Annotated in this window: 18 protein-coding genes; all 18 read left to right on the forward strand. The window is 69.4% G+C overall.

Translation table 11 applies throughout. The features are described 5' to 3' along the window. The first annotated feature begins 99 nt into the window (after positions 1-99). The 18 genes from QFZ76_RS34295 (at position 100) to QFZ76_RS34380 (ending at position 19,767) form a co-directional block, all read left to right on the forward strand. A complete protein-coding gene (locus QFZ76_RS34295; protein WP_307677318.1) occupies positions 100-1,392 on the forward strand; it encodes a homoserine dehydrogenase in 1,293 nt (430 codons plus the stop codon). Between the two features lie 6 nt (positions 1,393-1,398). Beyond that, positions 1,399-2,457 carry a threonine synthase gene (thrC, locus tag QFZ76_RS34300; RefSeq protein WP_307677319.1) on the forward strand — a complete coding sequence of 353 codons (1,059 nt, stop codon included), beginning with the start codon at positions 1,399-1,401 and terminating at the stop codon, positions 2,455-2,457. A gap of 289 nt (positions 2,458-2,746) precedes the next feature. Continuing rightward, a complete protein-coding gene (gene thrB, locus QFZ76_RS34305; protein ID WP_307677320.1) occupies positions 2,747-3,676 on the forward strand; it encodes a homoserine kinase in 930 nt (309 codons plus the stop codon). Between the two features lie 408 nt (positions 3,677-4,084). Continuing rightward, the gene (rho, locus tag QFZ76_RS34310) at positions 4,085-6,202 is read left to right on the forward strand and encodes a transcription termination factor Rho (protein WP_307677321.1); all 2,118 of its coding nucleotides are present in this window, start codon (positions 4,085-4,087) and stop codon (positions 6,200-6,202) included. Between the two features lie 139 nt (positions 6,203-6,341). After that, positions 6,342-8,147 (forward strand): trypsin-like serine protease, encoded by a 1,806-nt coding sequence (locus QFZ76_RS34315; protein ID WP_307680214.1) that lies wholly within the window; start codon positions 6,342-6,344, stop codon positions 8,145-8,147. A 206-nt stretch (positions 8,148-8,353) separates the two neighbouring features. Then, positions 8,354-9,490 carry an LCP family protein gene (locus tag QFZ76_RS34320; protein ID WP_307677322.1) on the forward strand — a complete coding sequence of 379 codons (1,137 nt, stop codon included), beginning with the start codon at positions 8,354-8,356 and terminating at the stop codon, positions 9,488-9,490. A gap of 151 nt (positions 9,491-9,641) precedes the next feature. Continuing rightward, positions 9,642-9,863, forward strand: a complete 222-nt coding sequence (gene rpmE / locus QFZ76_RS34325; RefSeq protein ID WP_030042685.1) for a 50S ribosomal protein L31 — start codon at positions 9,642-9,644, stop codon at positions 9,861-9,863. Positions 9,864-9,971: 108 nt separating this feature from the next. Next, on the forward strand, positions 9,972-11,048 hold the full coding sequence (gene prfA / locus QFZ76_RS34330; RefSeq protein ID WP_307677323.1) for a peptide chain release factor 1: 1,077 nt from the start codon (positions 9,972-9,974) through the stop codon (positions 11,046-11,048). Positions 11,049-11,130: 82 nt separating this feature from the next. Beyond that, positions 11,131-11,970 (forward strand): peptide chain release factor N(5)-glutamine methyltransferase, encoded by an 840-nt coding sequence (prmC, locus tag QFZ76_RS34335; protein ID WP_266433793.1) that lies wholly within the window; start codon positions 11,131-11,133, stop codon positions 11,968-11,970. 52 nt (positions 11,971-12,022) lie between these two features. After that, entirely contained in the window at positions 12,023-12,670 is a 648-nt protein-coding gene (locus QFZ76_RS34340) for an L-threonylcarbamoyladenylate synthase (protein WP_307677324.1), read from the forward strand. Further along, on the forward strand, positions 12,667-13,344 hold the full coding sequence (locus tag QFZ76_RS34345; RefSeq protein ID WP_266433789.1) for a protein-tyrosine-phosphatase: 678 nt from the start codon (positions 12,667-12,669) through the stop codon (positions 13,342-13,344). The genes QFZ76_RS34340 and QFZ76_RS34345 overlap by 4 nt, the downstream gene beginning before the upstream one ends. A gap of 237 nt (positions 13,345-13,581) precedes the next feature. Continuing rightward, on the forward strand, positions 13,582-14,826 hold the full coding sequence (gene glyA, locus QFZ76_RS34350) for a serine hydroxymethyltransferase (RefSeq protein ID WP_307677325.1): 1,245 nt from the start codon (positions 13,582-13,584) through the stop codon (positions 14,824-14,826). Between the two features lie 129 nt (positions 14,827-14,955). Beyond that, positions 14,956-16,275, forward strand: a complete 1,320-nt coding sequence (locus QFZ76_RS34355) for an MraY family glycosyltransferase (RefSeq protein ID WP_307677326.1) — start codon at positions 14,956-14,958, stop codon at positions 16,273-16,275. A gap of 298 nt (positions 16,276-16,573) precedes the next feature. After that, on the forward strand, positions 16,574-17,008 hold the full coding sequence (locus QFZ76_RS34360; protein ID WP_307677327.1) for a hypothetical protein: 435 nt from the start codon (positions 16,574-16,576) through the stop codon (positions 17,006-17,008). A gap of 225 nt (positions 17,009-17,233) precedes the next feature. Beyond that, positions 17,234-18,058 carry a F0F1 ATP synthase subunit A gene (gene atpB / locus QFZ76_RS34365; protein WP_307677328.1) on the forward strand — a complete coding sequence of 275 codons (825 nt, stop codon included), beginning with the start codon at positions 17,234-17,236 and terminating at the stop codon, positions 18,056-18,058. A 78-nt stretch (positions 18,059-18,136) separates the two neighbouring features. Then, positions 18,137-18,361: an ATP synthase F0 subunit C gene (gene atpE, locus QFZ76_RS34370; RefSeq protein WP_018521144.1), complete on the forward strand. Its 225-nt coding sequence runs from the start codon at positions 18,137-18,139 to the stop codon at positions 18,359-18,361. Positions 18,362-18,403: 42 nt separating this feature from the next. After that, positions 18,404-18,955, forward strand: coding sequence for a F0F1 ATP synthase subunit B (locus tag QFZ76_RS34375; RefSeq protein WP_266433783.1), 552 nt, complete (start codon positions 18,404-18,406; stop codon positions 18,953-18,955). Beyond that, positions 18,952-19,767: a F0F1 ATP synthase subunit delta gene (locus QFZ76_RS34380; RefSeq protein WP_307677330.1), complete on the forward strand. Its 816-nt coding sequence runs from the start codon at positions 18,952-18,954 to the stop codon at positions 19,765-19,767. The genes QFZ76_RS34375 and QFZ76_RS34380 overlap by 4 nt, the downstream gene beginning before the upstream one ends. The last annotated feature ends 103 nt before the right edge of the window (positions 19,768-19,870 follow it).

The raw sequence follows: 19,870 nt of genomic DNA on the forward strand, positions 1-19,870 counted from the left end.
CAAATGAAATCGATGTCTCACGATCCGGACATGGGATAGAAACTCCCGTTCGGTGAGTGAGACTGGTCCAACCGTGACGGTATGAGGAAACGAGGTCGGATGATGCGTACGCGTCCGCTGAAGGTGGCGCTGCTGGGCTGTGGAGTGGTCGGCTCAGAGGTGGCGCGCATCATGACGACGCACGCCGCCGACCTCGCCGCGCGCATCGGCGCCCCCGTGGAGCTCGCCGGTGTGGCCGTACGCCGGCCCTCCAAGGTCCGCGAGGGCATCGACCCCGCCCTCGTCACCACCGACGCCACCGCCCTCGTCAAGCGCGGCGACATCGACGTGGTCGTCGAGGTCATCGGCGGCATCGAGCCCGCTCGTACGCTCATCACCACCGCCTTCGAGCACGGCGCGTCCGTGGTCTCCGCGAACAAGGCCCTCCTCGCCCAGGACGGCGCCGACCTGCACGCGGCGGCGGAGGCGCACAACAAGGACCTCTACTACGAGGCCGCCGTCGCCGGTGCCATCCCGCTGATCCGTCCGCTGCGCGAGTCCCTCGCCGGGGACAAGGTGAACCGGGTGCTCGGGATCGTCAACGGGACCACCAACTTCATCCTCGACAAGATGGACTCCACGGGGGCCGGCTATCAGGAAGCCCTCGACGAGGCCACGGCGCTCGGATACGCGGAAGCGGACCCGACCGCCGATGTCGAAGCGTTCGACGCCGCCGCCAAGGCGGCCATCCTCGCCGGGATCGCCTTCCACACGCGCGTGCGTCTCGACGACGTCTACCGCGAGGGCATGACCGAGGTCACCGCCGCCGACTTCGCCTCCGCGCGGGAGATGGGCTGCACCATCAAGCTGCTCGCCATCTGCGAGCGGGCGGAGGACGGCGGGTCCGTCACCGCACGCGTGCATCCCGCGATGATTCCGCTGACCCACCCGCTCGCCTCCGTGCGCGGCGCGTACAACGCCGTGTTCGTCGAGTCCGACGCCTCCGGGCAGCTGATGTTCTACGGCCCCGGCGCCGGCGGCGCCCCCACCGCCTCCGCCGTGCTCGGTGACCTCGTCGCCGTCTGCCGCAACCGGCTCAACGGCGCCACCGGCCCGGGGGAGTCGTCGTACGCCGCGCTGCCCGTGTCGGGCATGGGCGCGGTCGTCACGCGCTACCACATCAGCCTCGACGTGGCGGACAAACCGGGTGTTCTCGCCCAGGTCGCCACCGTGTTCGCCGAGCACGGTGTCTCGATCGATACGGTTCGCCAGCAGGGGAAGGACGGCGAGGCCTCTCTCGTCGTCGTCACGCACCGCGCGTCCGACGCCGCCCTGGGCGGCACCGTCGAGGCGTTGCGCAAGCTCGACACCGTGCGTGGTGTCGCCAGCATCATGCGGGTTGAAGGAGAGTAACCAGCAATGACCCACCAGTGGCGCGGAATCATCGAGGAGTACCGGGACCGGCTTCCGGTGTCCGACACCACGCCGGTCGTGTCGCTCCGCGAGGGCGGCACGCCCCTCGTGCCCGCGCAGGTGCTCTCCGAGCGCACGGGCTGCGAGGTCCACCTCAAGGTGGAGGGCGCCAACCCCACCGGGTCCTTCAAGGACCGCGGTATGACCATGGCCATCACGCGGGCGAAGGAGGAGGGCGCGAAGGCGGTCATCTGCGCCTCCACCGGCAACACGTCCGCGAGCGCCGCCGCGTACGCCGTGCGGGCCGGGATGGTCTGTGCCGTCCTCGTCCCGCAGGGCAAGATCGCGCTCGGCAAGATGGGGCAGGCGCTCGTGCACGGCGCCAAGATCCTCCAGGTCGACGGCAATTTCGACGACTGCCTCACCCTCGCCCGCGCCCTGAGCGACAACTACCCCGTGGCGCTGGTCAATTCGGTCAACCCGGTGCGGATCGAGGGCCAGAAGACGGCCGCGTTCGAGATCGTGGACATGCTCGGCGACGCCCCCGACATCCACGTCCTGCCGGTCGGCAACGCGGGCAACATCACGGCGTACTGGAAGGGCTACAAGGAGTACGCCGCCGACGGCATCGCCGCCAAGACCCCGCGCATGTGGGGTTTCCAGGCCTCCGGCAGCGCCCCGATCGTGCGCGGCGAGATCGTCAAGGAACCGTCGACCATCGCCACCGCGATCCGCATCGGCAACCCCGCGTCCTGGCAGTTCGCCCTGGCGGCGCGGGACGAGTCCGGCGGCTTCATCGACGAGGTGACGGACCGTGAAATCCTGCGCGCCTACCGGCTGTTGGCCGCTCAGGAGGGTGTCTTCGTCGAGCCGGCGTCCGCCGCGTCCGTGGCCGGTCTGCTGAAGGCCGCCGAGCAGGGCAAGGTCGACCCGGGGCAGAAGATCGTGTGCACCGTCACCGGCAACGGCCTCAAGGACCCCGGCTGGGCCGTCGAGGGCGCCCCGCGGCCGGTCATCGTCCCGGTCGACGCGGCGACGGCGGCCGAACGCCTCGGTCTCGCCTGACCTCCGCGAAGGTTCGTCCGGCTGACCTCCGCCAAGGGTCAACCCGCAGGGGGTGGCACAGGGGGCTTACGACACGCATCGTGCGCCTCCTGTGCGCCCTATGTCGCCACAGAACCTTCCTTCGATAGGCTGTACCGAACCCGCCCGCCGCATATGCCTCCGCATATGGCCGGGTGCCGCGTCGTCTGTGCGGCCCGGAAGCGGTTCCCAGGGTTTTCACGCACCGGGGAACCTCCGTACGTATCGAATGTCTTCGACAGTCCCGCAGCTCAAGGAGAGTCATCGAGAGATGGCCGGTCCAGCATTCCGCGCCGCCGCCGTCCGAGTGCGCGTCCCCGCCACCAGCGCCAACCTCGGCCCGGGCTTCGACGCCCTCGGCCTGTCGCTGGGGCTGTACGACGACGTCGTCGTCCGGGTGGCCGACTCGGGGCTGCACGTCGACATCGCGGGTGAGGGCAGCGAGACGCTCCCGCGTGACGAGAAACACCTTCTTGTACGGTCCCTGCGCACCGCCTTCGACCTGCTCGGCGGACAGCCGCGCGGCCTGGAGATCGTCTGCGCGAACCGTATTCCGCACGGCCGGGGCCTCGGCTCCTCCTCGGCCGCCATCTGCGCCGGCATCGTCGCCGCGCGCGCCGTGACCATAGGCGGCGAGGCCAAGCTGGACGACGTCGCCCTGCTCGAGCTCGCGACCGAGATCGAGGGCCACCCCGACAACGTGGCGGCCTGTCTGCTCGGCGGATTCACCCTGTCCTGGATGGAGGCCGGCGCCGCCCGGGCCATCAGGATGGATCCAGCCGACTCCATCGTTCCGGTGGTTTTCGTGCCCGGCAAGCCGCTCCTGACGGAGACCGCGCGGGGACTGCTCCCGCGCACCGTGCCGCACGTCGACGCCGCCACCAACGCGGGCCGTGCAGCCCTGCTAGTCGAGGCCCTGACCCGGCGCCCCGAGCTGCTGCTGCCCGCCACTGAGGACCGTCTCCACCAGGAGTATCGCGCGCCGGCCATGCCGGAGAGCGCGGCGCTGGTGGAGCGGCTGCGGGCCGACGGGGTCCCGGCAGTCATCTCCGGCGCGGGCCCCACGGTGCTCGCGCTGGTGGACGGCGAAAGCGCCGACAAGGTCGCCCATCTGGCGGGCGAGGGATGGGCCGCGAACCGGCTGGAACTCGACGCTCAGGGGGCGAGCGTGCTGCCGCTCGCGCCCTCCGGTGACATCTGAAATCCGGCGGTTGCCGGATTTCGAGAGGGGGAATGTTTGTTGGATCCGGTAGTGTTAACCTCAAGTCTGCACCCGACCCCACCATGGCGAGGTGCTTCACGTCCCCGTCCGGGACAGACATTCTTCCGGGAGCCTCCCAAGCCGCACTGTGTTCCGTACGACGTACGCGGGCAGTACGCCGTACGCGGGCACTGAGCGACTTGCCGGGCACGCTCCGGAACCGGTGCGACCAAGCCACGTGACACGGACACTCAGTGCCACTGCTTTGGGAAGCGCCGTCACCACATTCCTCCGCCGTCCAGGCGGACCACCGCCCCGGCACGGTCCACACAGCAAGGACCGATGCCGGACAGCACAACCGGTCGCCGAGCCAGACAGGCCGACGTCCGCTCCAGGGAAGGACCCTTCGTGAGCGACACCACCGATCTGATGGGCGCACGTGTCGAGGAGACAGCTGCCGCGCCCGCCACGGACGCCTCCGCGCCTGCCAGCGGTGCCGGCTCCCGGCGGCGCCGCGGTACCGGCCTCGAGGGCATGGTGCTGGCCGAACTGCAGCAGGTCGCCTCGGGCCTCGGTATCAGGGGCACCGCGCGGATGCGCAAGAGCCAGCTGATCGAGGTCATCAAGGAGGCGCAGGCGGGAGGGGGTGCGGCTCCCAAGGCCGCGGTTCCCGCCGGGGACGCCGCCGAGACCAAGCCCAAGCGCCGGGCCACCTCCAAGGCCCGTACGGGCGACGAGGCCGCTCCCGCCGCCGCGAAGAAGGCGGCCGCGAAGGCCGAGGCCCCCGCCGAGAAGGCCGTGGCCCAGCAGCAGATCGAGATTCCCGGCCAGCCGGCTGGGGGCCCCTCCCGCGCGAGCGAAGCCGAGCGTGGGGGAGATGACGCTCCCGTGGAGCGCCGTCGCCGTCGTGCCACTGCCGAGGCCGGCAGCCCGGAGACGGTCACCGCCGAGGCGAAGAGCGAGCCGAAGGCCGAGACGCCCGCCCCGCAGGCGCAGGGCGAGGCCAAGAGCGACGCCGACGGTGGCGAGAACCGTCGCCGCGACCGCCGTGAGCGCGGCCGCGACCGTGGTGAGCGCAGCGATCGTGGCGACCGCGGTGACCGCCGCAAGGGCGAGGAGCAGCAGGGCGGCCAGGGCGGCGGCCAGCAGCAGCGCCAGGACCGTCCCGACCGCCAGGACCGTCCCGATCGTCAGGACCGTCAGGACCGTCAGCAGCAGGGTGGCGGTGGTCGTCAGGACCGCCAGGACCGCCAGCGTGACACCGGCCCGCAGGACGACGACGACTTCGAGGGCGGCCGCCGTGGCCGTCGCGGACGCTACCGCGACCGCCGTGGCCGTCGCGGACGTGACGAGATGGGCGGCCCCGAGCCGCAGCTCGCCGACGACGACGTCCTGATCCCGGTCGCGGGCATCCTCGACATCCTCGACAACTACGCCTTCATCCGTACGTCGGGCTACCTGCCGGGCCCCAACGACGTGTACGTCTCCCTCGCCCAGGTCCGCAAGAACGGCCTGCGCAAGGGTGACCACGTCACCGGTGCGGTGCGTCAGCCCAAGGAAGGCGAGCGCCGCGAGAAGTTCAACGCGCTGGTCCGCCTGGACTCGCAGAACGGGATGGCGCCCGAATCCGGGCGCGGGCGGCCGGAGTTCAACAAGCTGACGCCGCTGTACCCGCAGGAACGCCTCCGTCTGGAGACGGACCCGGGCATCCTCACCACCCGCATCATCGACCTCGTCGCGCCGATCGGTAAGGGCCAGCGCGGTCTGATCGTGGCCCCGCCGAAGACCGGCAAGACCATGATCATGCAGGCGATCGCCAACGCGATCACGCACAACAACCCCGAGTGCCACCTGATGGTCGTCCTGGTCGACGAGCGTCCGGAAGAGGTCACCGACATGCAGCGGTCGGTCAAGGGCGAGGTCATCTCCTCGACCTTCGACCGCCCGGCCGAGGACCACACCACGGTCGCCGAGCTCGCCATCGAGCGTGCGAAGCGCCTGGTGGAGCTGGGTCACGACGTGGTCGTGCTGCTCGACTCGATCACGCGTCTGGGCCGTGCGTACAACCTGGCGGCCCCGGCCTCCGGCCGCATCCTGTCCGGCGGTGTCGACTCGACCGCCCTGTACCCGCCGAAGCGCTTCTTCGGTGCGGCCCGCAACATCGAGGACGGCGGCTCGCTGACCATCCTCGCCACCGCCCTGGTGGACACCGGGTCCCGCATGGACGAGGTCATCTTCGAGGAGTTCAAGGGCACCGGCAACGCCGAGCTCAAGCTCGACCGGAAGCTCGCCGACAAGCGGGTCTTCCCGGCGGTGGACGTCGACGCGTCCGGCACCCGTAAGGAAGAGCTCCTGCTCGGCAGCGACGAGCTCGCCATCACCTGGAAGCTGCGCCGGGTGCTGCACGCGCTCGACCAGCAGCAGGCGATCGAGCTGCTTCTCGACAAGATGAGGCAGACGAAGTCGAACGCGGAGTTCCTGCTCCAGATCCAGAAGACGACGCCGATGCCCGGCAACGGCGACTGACGTCAGCTTCCGCAAAGGGCCACCCCTGTGCCAGGGGTGGCCCTTTGTGCTGTATGTGGCCGGGGTAAGATCGCGCTCTTCGGTCAACTTTTCGACCGCGAACTCATGATCCCGAGGGGGGACTTACGTGGGTACACCCATGTCCGGGAGCGGTGGCCGACACAGACGTCGGATACGGATCGCCCTGCCCGTGGGCGTGGCCGGTGTGGTCGCCGCTGTGGCCGCCGCGCTGCTGACCTCGTCCGCCGGTGCCGCCACCGCCGTCTCGCCGAAGCCGCCGGTCAAGGCCGCGGTCGCGCAGCCCTCGCTGGCCGAGCTGCAACAGCGGATCGCCGACGCCATGGCGGGTGACGACACCCCGGGCGGTACGACGGCCAAGACCTCGCTGAGCGCGAGCACCGACCCTGGCACGTCCACCGTCGACCCGAAGGTCATCGGCGGTACGACGACCACCATCACCACGGCCCCGTGGATGGCGCAGCTCTGGTACACCGACGACCAGGGCACCGCCGACGAGAGCGACGACACCGGCTTCTTCTGCGGCGGCGCCGTCATCGCGCCCACGAAGATCCTCACCGCCGCGCACTGCGTGAAGGGCTACGACTGGCACGTCGGCGGCGCCGTCGTGACCGGCACCTCCCAGCTGCCCTCGGCGGGCGACCTGCACGGCGGCACCGTCAGCGGTGTCCTGCGGCAGTGGAACCACCCCTCGTACAGCGCGCGGACCATCGACAACGACATCGCGGTGCTCACCCTGGCAAGCCCCGTCAAGGCGACGCCGATCCGCATGACGACGTCCAACGACACCGCCTCGTACGCCACCGGCACCAGTGCCAAGCTCTACGGCTGGGGCCGTACCAGCTCCACCACCCAGGACATCTCCGAGACGCTGAAGACGGCGACGCTGCCGATCAAGTCCGACGCCACCTGCGCCGGCTACTACGGCACCGACTTCGTCAAGGGCCACATGGTCTGCGCGGGCAACCCCGCCAGCGGCAGCGACACCGGTACGACGTCCGCCTGCAACGGCGACTCCGGCGGCCCGCTGGTCGTGAACAACCGCATCGTGGGCGTCGTCTCCTGGGGCGTGGCCAACTGTGTGGCGAAGGGCGCCTACAGCGTCTTCGCCAAGGTCAGCACGTACGTCGGCGCCGCCTATCCGCGCGTCGACGACACCAACCTGAGCTTCGACCACAAGGCCGACCTGTGGGTGCGCAACGCCTCCACCAAGACCGGCTACGAGAAGGACTCCACGGGCAGCGCCTTCGGCGCCCGGCAGTCCTGGGGCAACTGGAGCGGCGTCAACGTCGTCCTGCAGACCGACCTCAACCGGGACGGCTACCAGGACTTCGTGTACCGCGAGAGCACGACCGGCGACGTCTACTGGTGGCGCTACGTCCCGGCCACCGAGAGCTGGGCCGACCCCAAGCAGATCTTCGACAACTGGAAGACCCGCACCCGCATCCTGGCCCCCGGCGACGTCACCGGCGACTACCTGCCCGACATGCTCTCGGTCGACTCCGCCGGCGTCCTGTGGATCTACCCGGGCAAGGGCAACGGCACCTTCGCGGCCCGCGTGAAGTTCGGCTCCGGCTGGAACCAGTACAACGCCCTGCTCGGGCACGGCGACTTCACCGGCGACGGCAAGACCGACCTGATCGCCCGCGGCAAGAGCAACGGCTACATCTACCTCTACAAGGGCACCGGCAAGTCCGGCAGCGGAGCCTTCTCCGCCCGGGTCAAGGTGCGCACCTGGAGCACCACGACATACAACGCCTTCGACGCGGTCGGTGACGTCACCGGCGACGGCAAGGCCGACTTCCTGGCCCGTACGCCCGGCGGCACGCTCTACCTGTACAAGGGCACCGGCAAGGCGACGAGCGAGATCTTCGCCACAAGGGTCTCCGTGGGGACCGATTTCAAGCAGTACGACATCTTCGGCTGAAACCGCTGGTGAGTGGCGTTCGCCCCGGATAGTCCGTTACGCACTGTGGCCACCGCTTCACAGGGTGGCCACAGTGCGTTGTGCAACCCTTTCCCGAGTTTCGCCGTCTGACCAGGCGGAGCGACAGCGGTGCGGTCGGGTCTTGCCACGACCACGCCTGACCCTGAAAGCAGGGGGTAACCGACCGGACGGGATTCGAGGAGCAGATGTCAGCCGAGAGCACGCCGGAGTCCGGCATACCGGACGAGTCCGGTACCAGGGGCCGCCACCGAGCCAAGGGCAGCCGCCGCAAGCCCCGAGGCAAGAGCCGCAAGGGCCTTCTCGTCATGGCCTGGGTCGCGGCGGGCATCGTTGTCCTCGGCGGCACCGGCGGGGGCTACGTGTACTTCAAGCTCAACGGCAACCTCAAGAGCGTCGACATCGACTCGGCCCTCGGCACCGACCGGCCGACCAAGGTCGACAACGGCTCCGAGAACATCCTCGTCCTCGGCTCGGACACCCGCTCCGGCTCCAACAAGAAGCTCGGCGGCGGCACCGACGACGGCAGCGCCCGCTCCGACACCGCGATGGTCGTGCACGTCTACGAGGGCCACAAGAAGGCCAGCGTCGTCTCCATACCGCGCGACACCATCATCGACCGCCCCGAGTGCACCGACACCAAGGGCGAGACGCACGACGCCGCGTCCGAGGTGATGTTCAACTCCGCGTACTCGACCGGGGGCGCCGCCTGTGCGGTGAAGACCGTCGAGTCCCTCACCGGCATCCGCATGGACCACTACCTCGAGGTCGACTTCAGCGGCTTCGAGAAGATCATCGACGAGCTGGGCGGCGTCAAGGTCACCACGACCAAGGACATCAAGGACGACGACAGCCACCTGGACCTGAAGGCCGGCACGCACACCCTCACCGGCGAGCAGGCCCTCGGCCTGGTCCGCACCCGGCACGGCGTCGGCGACGGCTCCGACCTCGGCCGCATCCAGCTCCAGCAGGCCTTCATCAAGGCGCTGATCAACCAGGTCAAGGCCATCGACCTGTTCGGCAGCGGCACCAAGCTGTACGACCTCGCCGACACCGCCACCAAGGCCGTCACGACCGACTCCGACCTGGGCTCGATCAACAAGCTCATGTCCTTCGCCACCGGCCTCAAGGGCATCAGCGCCGCCAACATGCACATGGTCACGATGCCGGTCCAGTACGACCCGGCGGACCCGAACCGGGTCATCGTCGAGGAGAGCAAGGCCAAGCAGGTGTGGACGGCGCTGGAGAACGACAGGGCGATCCCGAAGTCGGCCACCACGGGCACGGCCACGGGTGACGCCGACGGCGTCGTGACCTCGTCCTGAACCTGCCTGACGAGCCCCGCGGGAATAGATCACCGTAACCCCCGGTTTTGGGGGATGGCCCCAGTCCTGGCAGACTGGTACGTCGGCTCCGGTTCACGCCTCCGCATCCCGCGGCTGCGACCCGGCGCCCTCCCGAAACTAGGAGACACCCTTGAAGCGCGACATCCACCCCGAGTACGTCGAGACGCAGGTCAGCTGCACCTGTGGCGCGTCGTTCACCACTCGCAGCACCATCGACTCCGGCACCATCCGTGCCGAGGTCTGCTCCGAGTGCCACCCGTTCTACACGGGCAAGCAGAAGATCCTCGACACCGGTGGCCGTGTGGCCCGCTTCGAGGCCCGCTTCGGCAAGGCTGCCGGCTCCAAGAAGTAGCGAGCCCCATATCGCCGGTCCACGGTCGCGCCCCTTCACCGGGCGCACCGGGACCGGCGTTTTTGGTCGCCCGCCTACCCCCTTTCCCAGCAGTACAGGAGCCGAAAGATGTTCGAGGCCGTCGAGGAACTCCTCGGTGAGCACGCCGACCTGGAGAAGAAGCTGGCCGACCCCTCGGTCCACGCCGACCAGGCCAACGCGCGCAAGCTGAACAAGCGGTACGCCGAGCTCACCCCGATCGTCGCCACGTACCGCTCCTGGAAGCAGACCGGCGACGACATCGAGACCGGGCGCGAGTACGCCGCCGTCGATCCCGACTTCGCCGCCGAGGTCAAGGAGCTGGAGAAGCAGCGCGAGGAACTGACGGAGAAGCTGCGCCTTCTCCTCGTCCCGCGCGACCCCAGCGACGACAAGGACGTCATCCTCGAGATCAAGGCGGGCGCGGGCGGCGACGAGTCCGCCCTGTTCGCCGGTGACCTGCTGCGCATGTACCTGCGGTATGCCGAGCGGGTCGGCTGGAAGACCGAGATCATCGACGCCACCGAGTCCGAACTGGGCGGCTACAAGGACGTCCAGGTCGCCGTGAAGACCAAGGGCGGCCAGGGCGCGACCGAGCCCGGACAGGGTGTGTGGGCGCGGATGAAGTACGAGGGCGGCGTGCACCGCGTGCAGCGGGTGCCGGCGACCGAGTCGCAGGGCCGTATCCACACCTCCGCGGCCGGTGTCCTCGTGACCCCCGAGGCGGAGGAGGTCGAGGTGGAGATCAACCCCAACGACCTCCGTATCGACGTCTACCGGTCCTCCGGCCCCGGCGGCCAGTCCGTCAACACCACCGACTCCGCCGTGCGCATCACGCACATTCCCACCGGAGTCGTCGCCTCCTGCCAGAACGAGAAGAGCCAGCTGCAGAACAAGGAGCAGGCGATGCGTATCCTGCGCTCCAGGCTGCTTGCCGCGGCGCAGGAGGAGGCGGAGCGGGAGGCCGCCGACGCCCGCCGCAGCCAGGTCCGCACCGTCGACCGCTCCGAGAAGATCCGCACGTACAACTTCCCGGAGAACCGCATCTCGGACCACCGCGTCGGCTTCAAGTCGTACAACCTGGACCAGGTCCTGGACGGCGACCTCGACGCGGTGATCCAGGCCTGCGTCGACGCGGACTCGGCAGCGAAGCTGGCGGCCGCGTAAGACACCACACGTACGACCGAGTACGACACGGAGGACCTGCGTGCAGCAATCATTTGGGGGGCGACCCCCAAACCCCCGAGGCGTGCTGCTCGCCGAGGTGGCTCAGGCCACCCAGCGGCTGGCCGACGCCGGCGTGCCCTCGCCGCGCAACGACGCGGAGGAGCTCGCCGCGTTCGTGCACGGCGTGAAGCGGGGCGAGCTGCACTCCGTGAAGGACTCCGACTTCGACGCCCGCTACTGGGAGGTCATCGCCCGGCGTGAACAGCGCGAGCCGCTGCAGCACATCACCGGGCGGGCCTTCTTCCGGTACCTGGAACTCCAGGTCGGGCCAGGGGTGTTCGTGCCCCGTCCCGAGACGGAGTCCGTGGTCGGCTGGGCCATAGACGCCGTACGCGCGATGGACGTCGTCGAGCCGCTGATCGTCGACCTGTGCACCGGGTCCGGCGCGATCGCGCTCGCCCTCGCCCAGGAGGTCCCGCGCTCGCGTGTGCACGCCGTGGAGCTGTCCGAGGACGCCCTCAAGTGGACCCGCAAGAACATGGCGGGGTCCAGGGTCGACCTGCGGCAGGGCAACGCCCTGGACGCCTTCCCCGACCTCGACGGCCAGGTCGACCTGGTCATCTCCAACCCGCCGTACATCCCGCTGACCGAATGGGAGTACGTCGCTCCCGAGGCGCGGGACTACGACCCCGAACTCGCCCTGTTCTCGGGCGAGGACGGCCTCGACCTGATCCGCGGCATCGAACGCACCGCCCACCGGCTGCTGCGCCCGGGCGGTGTCGTCGTCATCGAGCACGCCGACACCCAGGGCGGCCAGGTGCCGTGGATCTTCACCGAGGAGCGGGGCTGGGCCGACGCGGCCGACCACCCCGACCTCAACAACCGCCCCCGCTTCGCGACGGCCCGCAAGGCGACGCCGTGAGCGCCCCGCAGACTCTTTTCCAGAAGTTCGTGTACGAGGAGGCCCGCTAGATATGGCACGGCGATACGACACCAACGACGCGACCGACCGCACGACCGGTCTGCGCGAGGCCGAGTCCGCCGTCCGCCGTGGCGAACTCGTGGTGCTGCCGACGGACACGGTGTACGGCATCGGCGCCGACGCGTTCTCCTCGGAAGCGGTGTCCGATCTCCTCGAGGCCAAGGGCCGCGGCCGCAACATGCCCACCCCCGTCCTCATCGGCTCCCCGAACACCCTGCACGGCCTGGTCACGGACTTCTCCGAGCTGGCCTGGGAGCTGGTCGACGCCTTCTGGCCGGGCGCGCTCACGCTCGTCGCCAAGCACCAGCCGTCCCTCCAGTGGGACCTGGGGGACACCCGTGGCACCGTCGCCGTGCGCATGCCGTTGCACCCGGTCGCCATCGAGCTGCTCACCGAGGTCGGCCCGATGGCCGTCTCCTCCGCGAACCTGACCGGCCACCCGGCGCCGGAGGACTGTGACGCGGCGCAGGAGATGCTCGGCGACTCGGTCTCCGTGTACCTGGACGGCGGCCCGACCCCCGGCAACGTGCCGTCCTCGATCGTCGACGTCACCCGCGAGGTACCGCTGCTGCTGCGCGCGGGAGCCATCTCCGCGGACGAGCTGCGCAAGGTCGTACCCGACCTCGAGGTGGCGAATTGACGGCCCCTGACGCGGGGCGTGGCATAGGCAACGGGGAAGGGACGGGGAGCCTGTTCGAACAGGGCCTCCCGCTCGACAGCTTCCGCATCCTCCACGTCAGCACCGGCAACGTGTGCCGCTCGCCGATCACCGAGCGGCTGACCCGTCATGCCCTGGCGGAGCGGCTCGGCGACCCCCTGTGGGGCGGGGTGATCGTGGAGAGCGCCGGCACCTGGGGCCATGAGGGCGCGCCCATGGAGGCCAACGCGGAGACCGTGCTGGCCGACTTCGGCGCGGACGCCTCCGGCTTCACCGGCCGCGAACTGCTCGACGAACACGTCATCAGGGCCGACCTGGTCCTGACAGCGACCCGCGACCACCGCGCCCAGGTCATCTCCATGGGCCACTCGGCGGGCCTGCGCACCTTCACCCTGAAGGAGTTCACCCGCCTGGTGAAGGCGATCGACCCCGCGACCCTGCCTCCCCTGGAGGACGGCATGGTCGCGCGCGCCCGTGCCCTGGTTCGCGCTGCAGCGGCTCTACGCGGGTGGCTTCTGGCCCCGACGGCCGAGGCGGACGAGGTGTACGACCCGTACGGCGCCCCGCTGACCTTCTTCCGCTCGATCGGGGACGAGATAAACGAGGCGCTGGATCCGGTGGTCACGGCGCTGACGGGCGTGCCCGCGCGCACGTGACGCCGTGGTTTCGCCCCCGCCGCCCCTTCCCGTCCCGTCCCTGGGGGCTGCGCCCCCAGACCCCCCTTCGGCCTTTAAGGGGCCTTGTCCTCAAGCGCCGGACGGGCTGAGAGGCGTCCCGGGGCCCCAGACGCCCCTTCAGCCCCTAACGGGCCTTGTCCTCAAGCGCCGGACGGGCTGAGAGCGCGTCCCGGGCCTACATTGGACCTACGTCACCGTCGACTCCCGGAGTCCGCCATGTCGGTCACCCATGCCCCCGAGTCCGCCGTCGATGTCCTGCGGCGGCAGGACCCCGAGCTGGCCGAGATCCTGCTCGGGGAAGCCGACCGGCAGTCGACCACGCTCCAGCTGATCGCGGCCGAGAACTTCTCCTCGCCGGCCGTGCTGGCCGCCCTCGGCTCGCGCCTCGCGAACAAGTACGCGGAGGGCTATCCGGGGTCCCGGTACCACGGCGGCTGCGAGATCGTCGACCTCGCCGAGCGGATCGCCGTGGAGCGGGCGAAGGCGCTGTTCGGCGCCGAGCACGCCAACGTGCAGGCCCATTCGGGCTCGTCGGCCGTGCTCGCCGCGTATGCCGCCCTGCTGCGCCCCGGCGACACCGTGCTCGCCCTCGGCCTGCCCTACGGCGGTCACCTCACGCACGGCTCGCCCGCCAACTTCTCCGGCCGCTGGTTCGACTTCGTGGGGTACGGGGTGGACGCGGAGACCGGGCTCATCGACCACGACCAGGTGCGCACGCTGGCCCGTACCCACCGGCCCAAGGCGATCGTGTGCGGCTCCATCGCCTACCCCCGGCACATCGACTACGCCTACTTCCGGGAGGTCGCCGACGAGGTCGGCGCGTATCTCATCGCCGACGCCGCCCACCCCATCGGGCTGGTCGCCGGGGGAGCGGCGCCGAACCCGGTGCCGTACGCCGACGTCGTGTGCGCCACCACCCACAAGGTGCTGCGCGGCCCGCGCGGCGGCATGATCCTGTGCGGCGCCGATCTCGCGGAGCGGGTCGACCGGGCGGTGTTCCCCTTCACCCAGGGCGGTGCCCAGATGCACACCATCGCCGCCAAGGCCGTCGCGTTCGGCGAGGCGGCAACACCGGCCTTCACGGCGTACGCCCATCAGGTGGTCGCCAATGCCCGGGTGCTGGCGGCCACGCTCGCCGCCGAGGGACTCGTCGTCACCACCGGCGGGACCGACACCCACCTGGTGACGGCCGATCCGGCGCCGCTCGGTGTCGACGGACGCACCGCGCGCGGCCGGCTCGCGGCGGCCGGAATGGTGCTCGACTGCTGTGCGCTGCCGCACGCGGACGCCCGTGGCCTGCGGTTCGGCACCGCGGCCGTGACCACGCAGGGCATGGGGGAGGCGGAGATGGTGCGGATCGCCGTACTGTTCGCAGGGGTGCTCAGGGGTGACGTGGAGAGTCAGAAGGCACGTGAAGAAGTGCGGGAGCTGGCCGGGGGATTTCCGCCGTATCCCGGCTGAACCGGGGTAGGCGCTGATCCGTACACAGCCACACGTGCAACCATCGTCGCTACCCGGAAGTCCCCAACCGTATGCGTCCGTCGCTAGTGTGTGGGGCTGAGATGGCCAGCGAGACCTGTGGGGAAGCCTGTGCGTGAATACCTGCTGACGCTCTGCGTGACGGCCGCGGTGACGTATCTGCTGACAGGGCCGGTACGGAAGTTCGCGATCGTCGCCGGAGCGATGCCGGAGATCAGGGCCCGTGACGTGCACCGGGAACCGACTCCGCGGCTCGGCGGGATCGCCATGTTCTTCGGCCTGTGCGCGGGCCTGCTGGTCGCCGACCACCTCGAAAACCTCAACGAGGTCTTCTCCAAGTCCAACGAGCCCCGGGCGCTGCTGTCCGGAGCCGCCCTGATCTGGCTGATCGGCGTCCTGGACGACAAGTTCGAGATCGACGCCCTGATCAAGCTGGGCGGCCAGATGATCGCCGCGGGCGTGATGGTCATGCAGGGTCTGACGATCCTGTGGCTGCCCATCCCCAGCGTCGGCTCGGTCGCGCTGACCCAGTGGCAGGGCACCCTGCTGACGGTCGCGCTCGTCGTCATCACCATCAACGCGGTCAACTTCGTCGACGGCCTCGACGGCCTCGCCGCGGGCATGGTGTGCATCGCCGCGGCCGCGTTCTTCCTCTACGCCTACCGGGTCTGGGTCTCGTACGGCATCGAGGCCGCCGCCCCCGCCACGCTGTTCGCGGCGATCCTGATGGGCATGTGCCTGGGCTTCCTGCCGCACAACATGCACCCCGCGCGGATCTTCATGGGCGACTCCGGGTCGATGCTCATCGGCCTGGTGCTGGCGGCCGGCGCCATCTCCATCACCGGGCAGGTCGACCCGGACGCGCTGAAGCTGTTCGCCGGCTCCGAGAAGGCGGCCGTGCACCAGACGGTGCCCGTCTACATCCCGCTGCTGCTGCCGCTGACGATCATCGCGATCCCGGCCGCCGACCTGATCCTCGCGATCGTGCGCCGCACCTGGCGCGGCCAGTCGCCGTTCGCGGCGGACCGGGGGCACCTGCACCACCGCCTGCTGGAGGTCGGCCACTCGCACAGCCGGGCGGTGTTGATCATGTACTTCTGGTCGGCGCTGATCGCCTTCGGCGCGCTCGCCTACTCGGTGAACTCGGCGTCCATGTGGATCGTGCTCGGCGTCGTCTTCCTCAGCGCGATCGGCCTCGCGCTGCTCCTGCTGCCCCGCTTCACCCCGCGCGCCCCGCGCTGGGCCGAGCACTTCGTGCCGCCGCGTTACCGGCGGCGCCGGGCGGTCGTCGAGGAGCCCGTGCCGGCGCCCGCGGTGGAGGAGGAGAGCCGCGCTCCCGTGACCGCGGGGGTGGCCGGCGTCAACGGCGCGACCGCCCTCGGCGCGCGTTCGCGTCCCCTGGAGAGGCGGAAGGCCGAGACGTCCCGCTGACGGGACAAGGTAAGAATCTGACTAGAGCATTGCCAACTCGTGGGGAAGCAAAGCTCCCCAATACCAGACAAGTCGCCCCGAGTCTCGCACAGACGGGCACTGTCACTCTCATGTGTGACGCCGAGCACACCACTTGGTAAAGACCGCATCAAATAGTTTGTGATACGGTTCACGAGAACCCCGGATAGAGCCGAAGGACCGCAGTGCGACGGTCCCTTGGCGTGAGGTATCCCCTCAGCCCGGGACTACGCTCGTCCATGACGACACCCCTGCCCCCTGTGAAAGCGGAGTTGCCGCCATGCCGTCCAACGACGTCCGGATCCTGCTCCAGGCCGCTGTGCCCACAGCAGCCGTCGGCGCTGTAGCCGCCGTCGTCAGTGGTGTGGTCGCCGGTGGCAAGGGAGCGGTCGGGGCGGGCGTCGCGACGCTGATCGTGATCCTGTTCATGGGAATCGGTCTCTACGTTCTGCAGCGCACTGCCAAATCGCTTCCGCACCTGTTCCAGGCGATGGGCCTGATGCTGTACGCGGCACAGATCCTGCTGCTCTTCATCTTCCTCGCGGCCTTCAAGAACACGACTCTGTTCAACGCCCGGGCCTTCGCGATCACGCTCGTCGTCGGCACCCTCGTGTGGACCGCCGCCCAGACGCGCGCGCACATGAAGTCCAAGATCCTCTACGTCGAGCCCGAGTCCTCGGGCGACAAGCCCGAAAAGACGGGGCACTCGTCGTGAGGGGTAGGGCCGGGATAAGGGCGCTACAGAGATGCTGCTATCGTCCGGTGCCAACTGCGGCATCGCGGGCGCGGGCATCTGAGCTGACGCCTGCTCAATCGCGAGGCGAGATGCCCCCCAGCCGCCCCCATATCCGAAACACCTGTCCCGTGCCGAACCGCGGCTGCGCGCCGCGCCGACACAACGAGGTTGCCGTACCTATGCGCCACGCTGAAGGAGCCCGCGGTGAGTGCTGACCCGACGCAGACGCTCGCCTTCGAGACCGACTGCCACCTGTTCGACGGTTGTGGCTTCCCGGCTCCGGGCCTGCACTCGTTCCTGTTCGAGCCGCTCTTGGGCGACGCCGACGGCAACGGCCTCTACTTCAACAAGCCGATGCTGCTGGCGCTTTTGGGCTCCGTCATCATCGTGGGCTTCTTCTGGGCCGCGTTCGCCAGGCCGAAGCTGGTCCCCGGCAAGCTCCAGATGGTCGCCGAGGCCGGCTACGACTTCGTACGCCGCGGCATCGTCTACGAGACGATCGGCAAGAAGGAGGGCGAGAAGTACGTACCGCTCGCCGTCTCGCTCTTCTTCTTCATCTGGATGATGAACCTCTGGTCGATCATCCCGGTCGCCGCCTTCCCGGTGACGTCGATCATCGCCTACCCGGCGATCCTGGCCCTGATCGTCTACATCACCTGGGTCTCCCTGACCTTCAAGCGGCACGGCTTCGTGGGCGCCTTCAAGAACTTCACCGGCTACGACAAGTCGCTGGGCCCGGTGCTCCCGCTCGCCATGACCATCGAGTTCTTCTCGAACCTGCTGGTCCGCCCGTTCACTCACGCGGTGCGACTGTTCGCGAACATGTTCGCCGGCCACACCCTGCTGCTGCTGTTCACGATCGCCAGCTGGTACATGCTGAACGGCATCGGCATCGCCTACTCCGCCGTCTCGTTCGTGATGGTCATCGTGATGACGGCCTTCGAGCTCTTCATCCAGGCAGTTCAGGCGTACGTCTTCGTCCTCCTGACCTGCACCTTCATCCAGGGCGCGCTCGCCGAGCACCACTGAGCACCGCCGCTTTTCGAACACCCCAGAGTCGTCCGGTGGCCAACCCCCACCGGTCCGTAAAGAGAAGGAAGAACTGGCATGTCCCAGACCCTCGCTGCTGTCACCGGTGACCTTGGCTCCGTCGGTTATGGTCTTGCGGCCATCGGCCCCGGCGTCGGCGTCGGCATCATCTTCGGTAACGGCACGCAGGCTCTTGCCCGCCAGCCCGAGGCGGCCGGCCTGATCCGCGCCAACCAGATCCTGGGCTTCGCCTTCTGTGAGGCGCTCGCCCTGATCGGTCTCGTCATGCCGTTCGTCTACTAAGACGAACACTGACGACCGACCCTTTCGACGAAAGGCACTGATGTGACATCCGCCCTGGTTTTCCTGGCGGCTGAGGGTGAGAAGGAGAACCCCCTCATCCCGCCGTGGCCGGAAGTTGTCATCGGCCTCATCGCTTTCGTCATCGTCTTCGGCTTCCTCGCCAAGAAGCTCCTCCCGACCATCAACAAGGTTCTGGAAGAGCGTCGCGAGGCCATCGAGGGCGGTATCGAGAAGGCCGAGGCCGCACAGACCGAGGCCCAGAGCGTCCTTGAGCAGTACAAGGCCCAGCTCGCCGAGGCACGCCACGAGGCCGCGCGGCTGCGCCAGGAGGCGCAGGAGCAGGGTGCCGCGCTCATCGCCGAGATGCGTGCGGAAGGCCAGCGGCAGCGCGAGGAGATCGTCGCCGCCGGTCACTCCCAGCTCGAGGCCGACCGCAAGGCCGCCGCGTCCGCGCTGCGCCAGGACGTCGGCACGCTCGCGACCGAACTGGCCGGCAAGCTGGTCGGCGAGTCCCTCGAGGACCACGCCCGCCAGAGCCGCGTGATCGACCGCTTCCTCGGTGAGCTTGAGGAGAAGGCCGAGGCCAGCCGATGAACGGAGCGAGCCGCGAGGCCCTGGCAGCCGCACGCGAGCGTCTCGACGCGTTGACGGACTCCACGTCCGTGGACGCCGGCTCGCTCGCCGACGAGCTGGCCGCCGTCACCGCGCTGCTGCACCGCGAGGTGTCGCTGCGTCGGGTCCTGACCGACCCGTCGCAGTCCGGCGAGGCCAAGGCCGAACTGGCCCAGCGCCTGCTCGGTTCCCAGGTCGGCGGCCAGGCCGTCGACCTGGTGTCCGGTCTGGTGCGTTCCCGCTGGTCACAGTCGCGCGACCTGGTGGACGCGCTGGAGCAGCTGGCCGCCCTCGCCGACCTCACGGCCGCGCAGCAGGCGGGCACGCTCGACAGCGTCGAGGACGAGCTGTTCCGGTTCGGCCGGATCGTCACCTCGAGCACCGAGCTGCGTGCCGCGCTGACCGACCGCAGGGCCCCGGCCTCGGCCAAGGGCGAGCTGCTGCGCAGCCTGCTCGGCAGCCGGACCGCCGCGACCACCGAGCGTCTGGTGACGCGCCTTGTGACCGCGCCCCGGGGACGTAGCCTGGAAGCGGGACTGGAGTCCCTGTCCAAGCTCGCCGCCGAGCGCCGGGACCGCATGGTGGCCGTCGTCACCTCGGCGGTACCGCTGAGCGACCCGCAGAAGCAGCGCCTGGGTGCCGCCCTCGCGAAGCTCTACGGCCGCACGATGCACCTCAACCTCGACGTGGACCCCGAGGTCCTCGGCGGGATCCGGGTGCAGGTCGGTGACGAGGTCATCAACGGCTCCATCGCGGACCGCATCGAGGACGCCGGCCGCCGCATGGCGAGCTAGCAGCAACTTCACAGCAGTACGTACTTATTACGGCCCATGTTGGGCCGTGCAGAAGAATCCTGGGGGTCGCCCCCAGACCCCAAAGTGAAACTTCGGGCCCAAC

This window comes from Streptomyces sp. V4I2 (genome assembly GCF_030817655.1).
GTDB classification, from domain to species: domain Bacteria; phylum Actinomycetota; class Actinomycetes; order Streptomycetales; family Streptomycetaceae; genus Streptomyces; species Streptomyces plumbiresistens.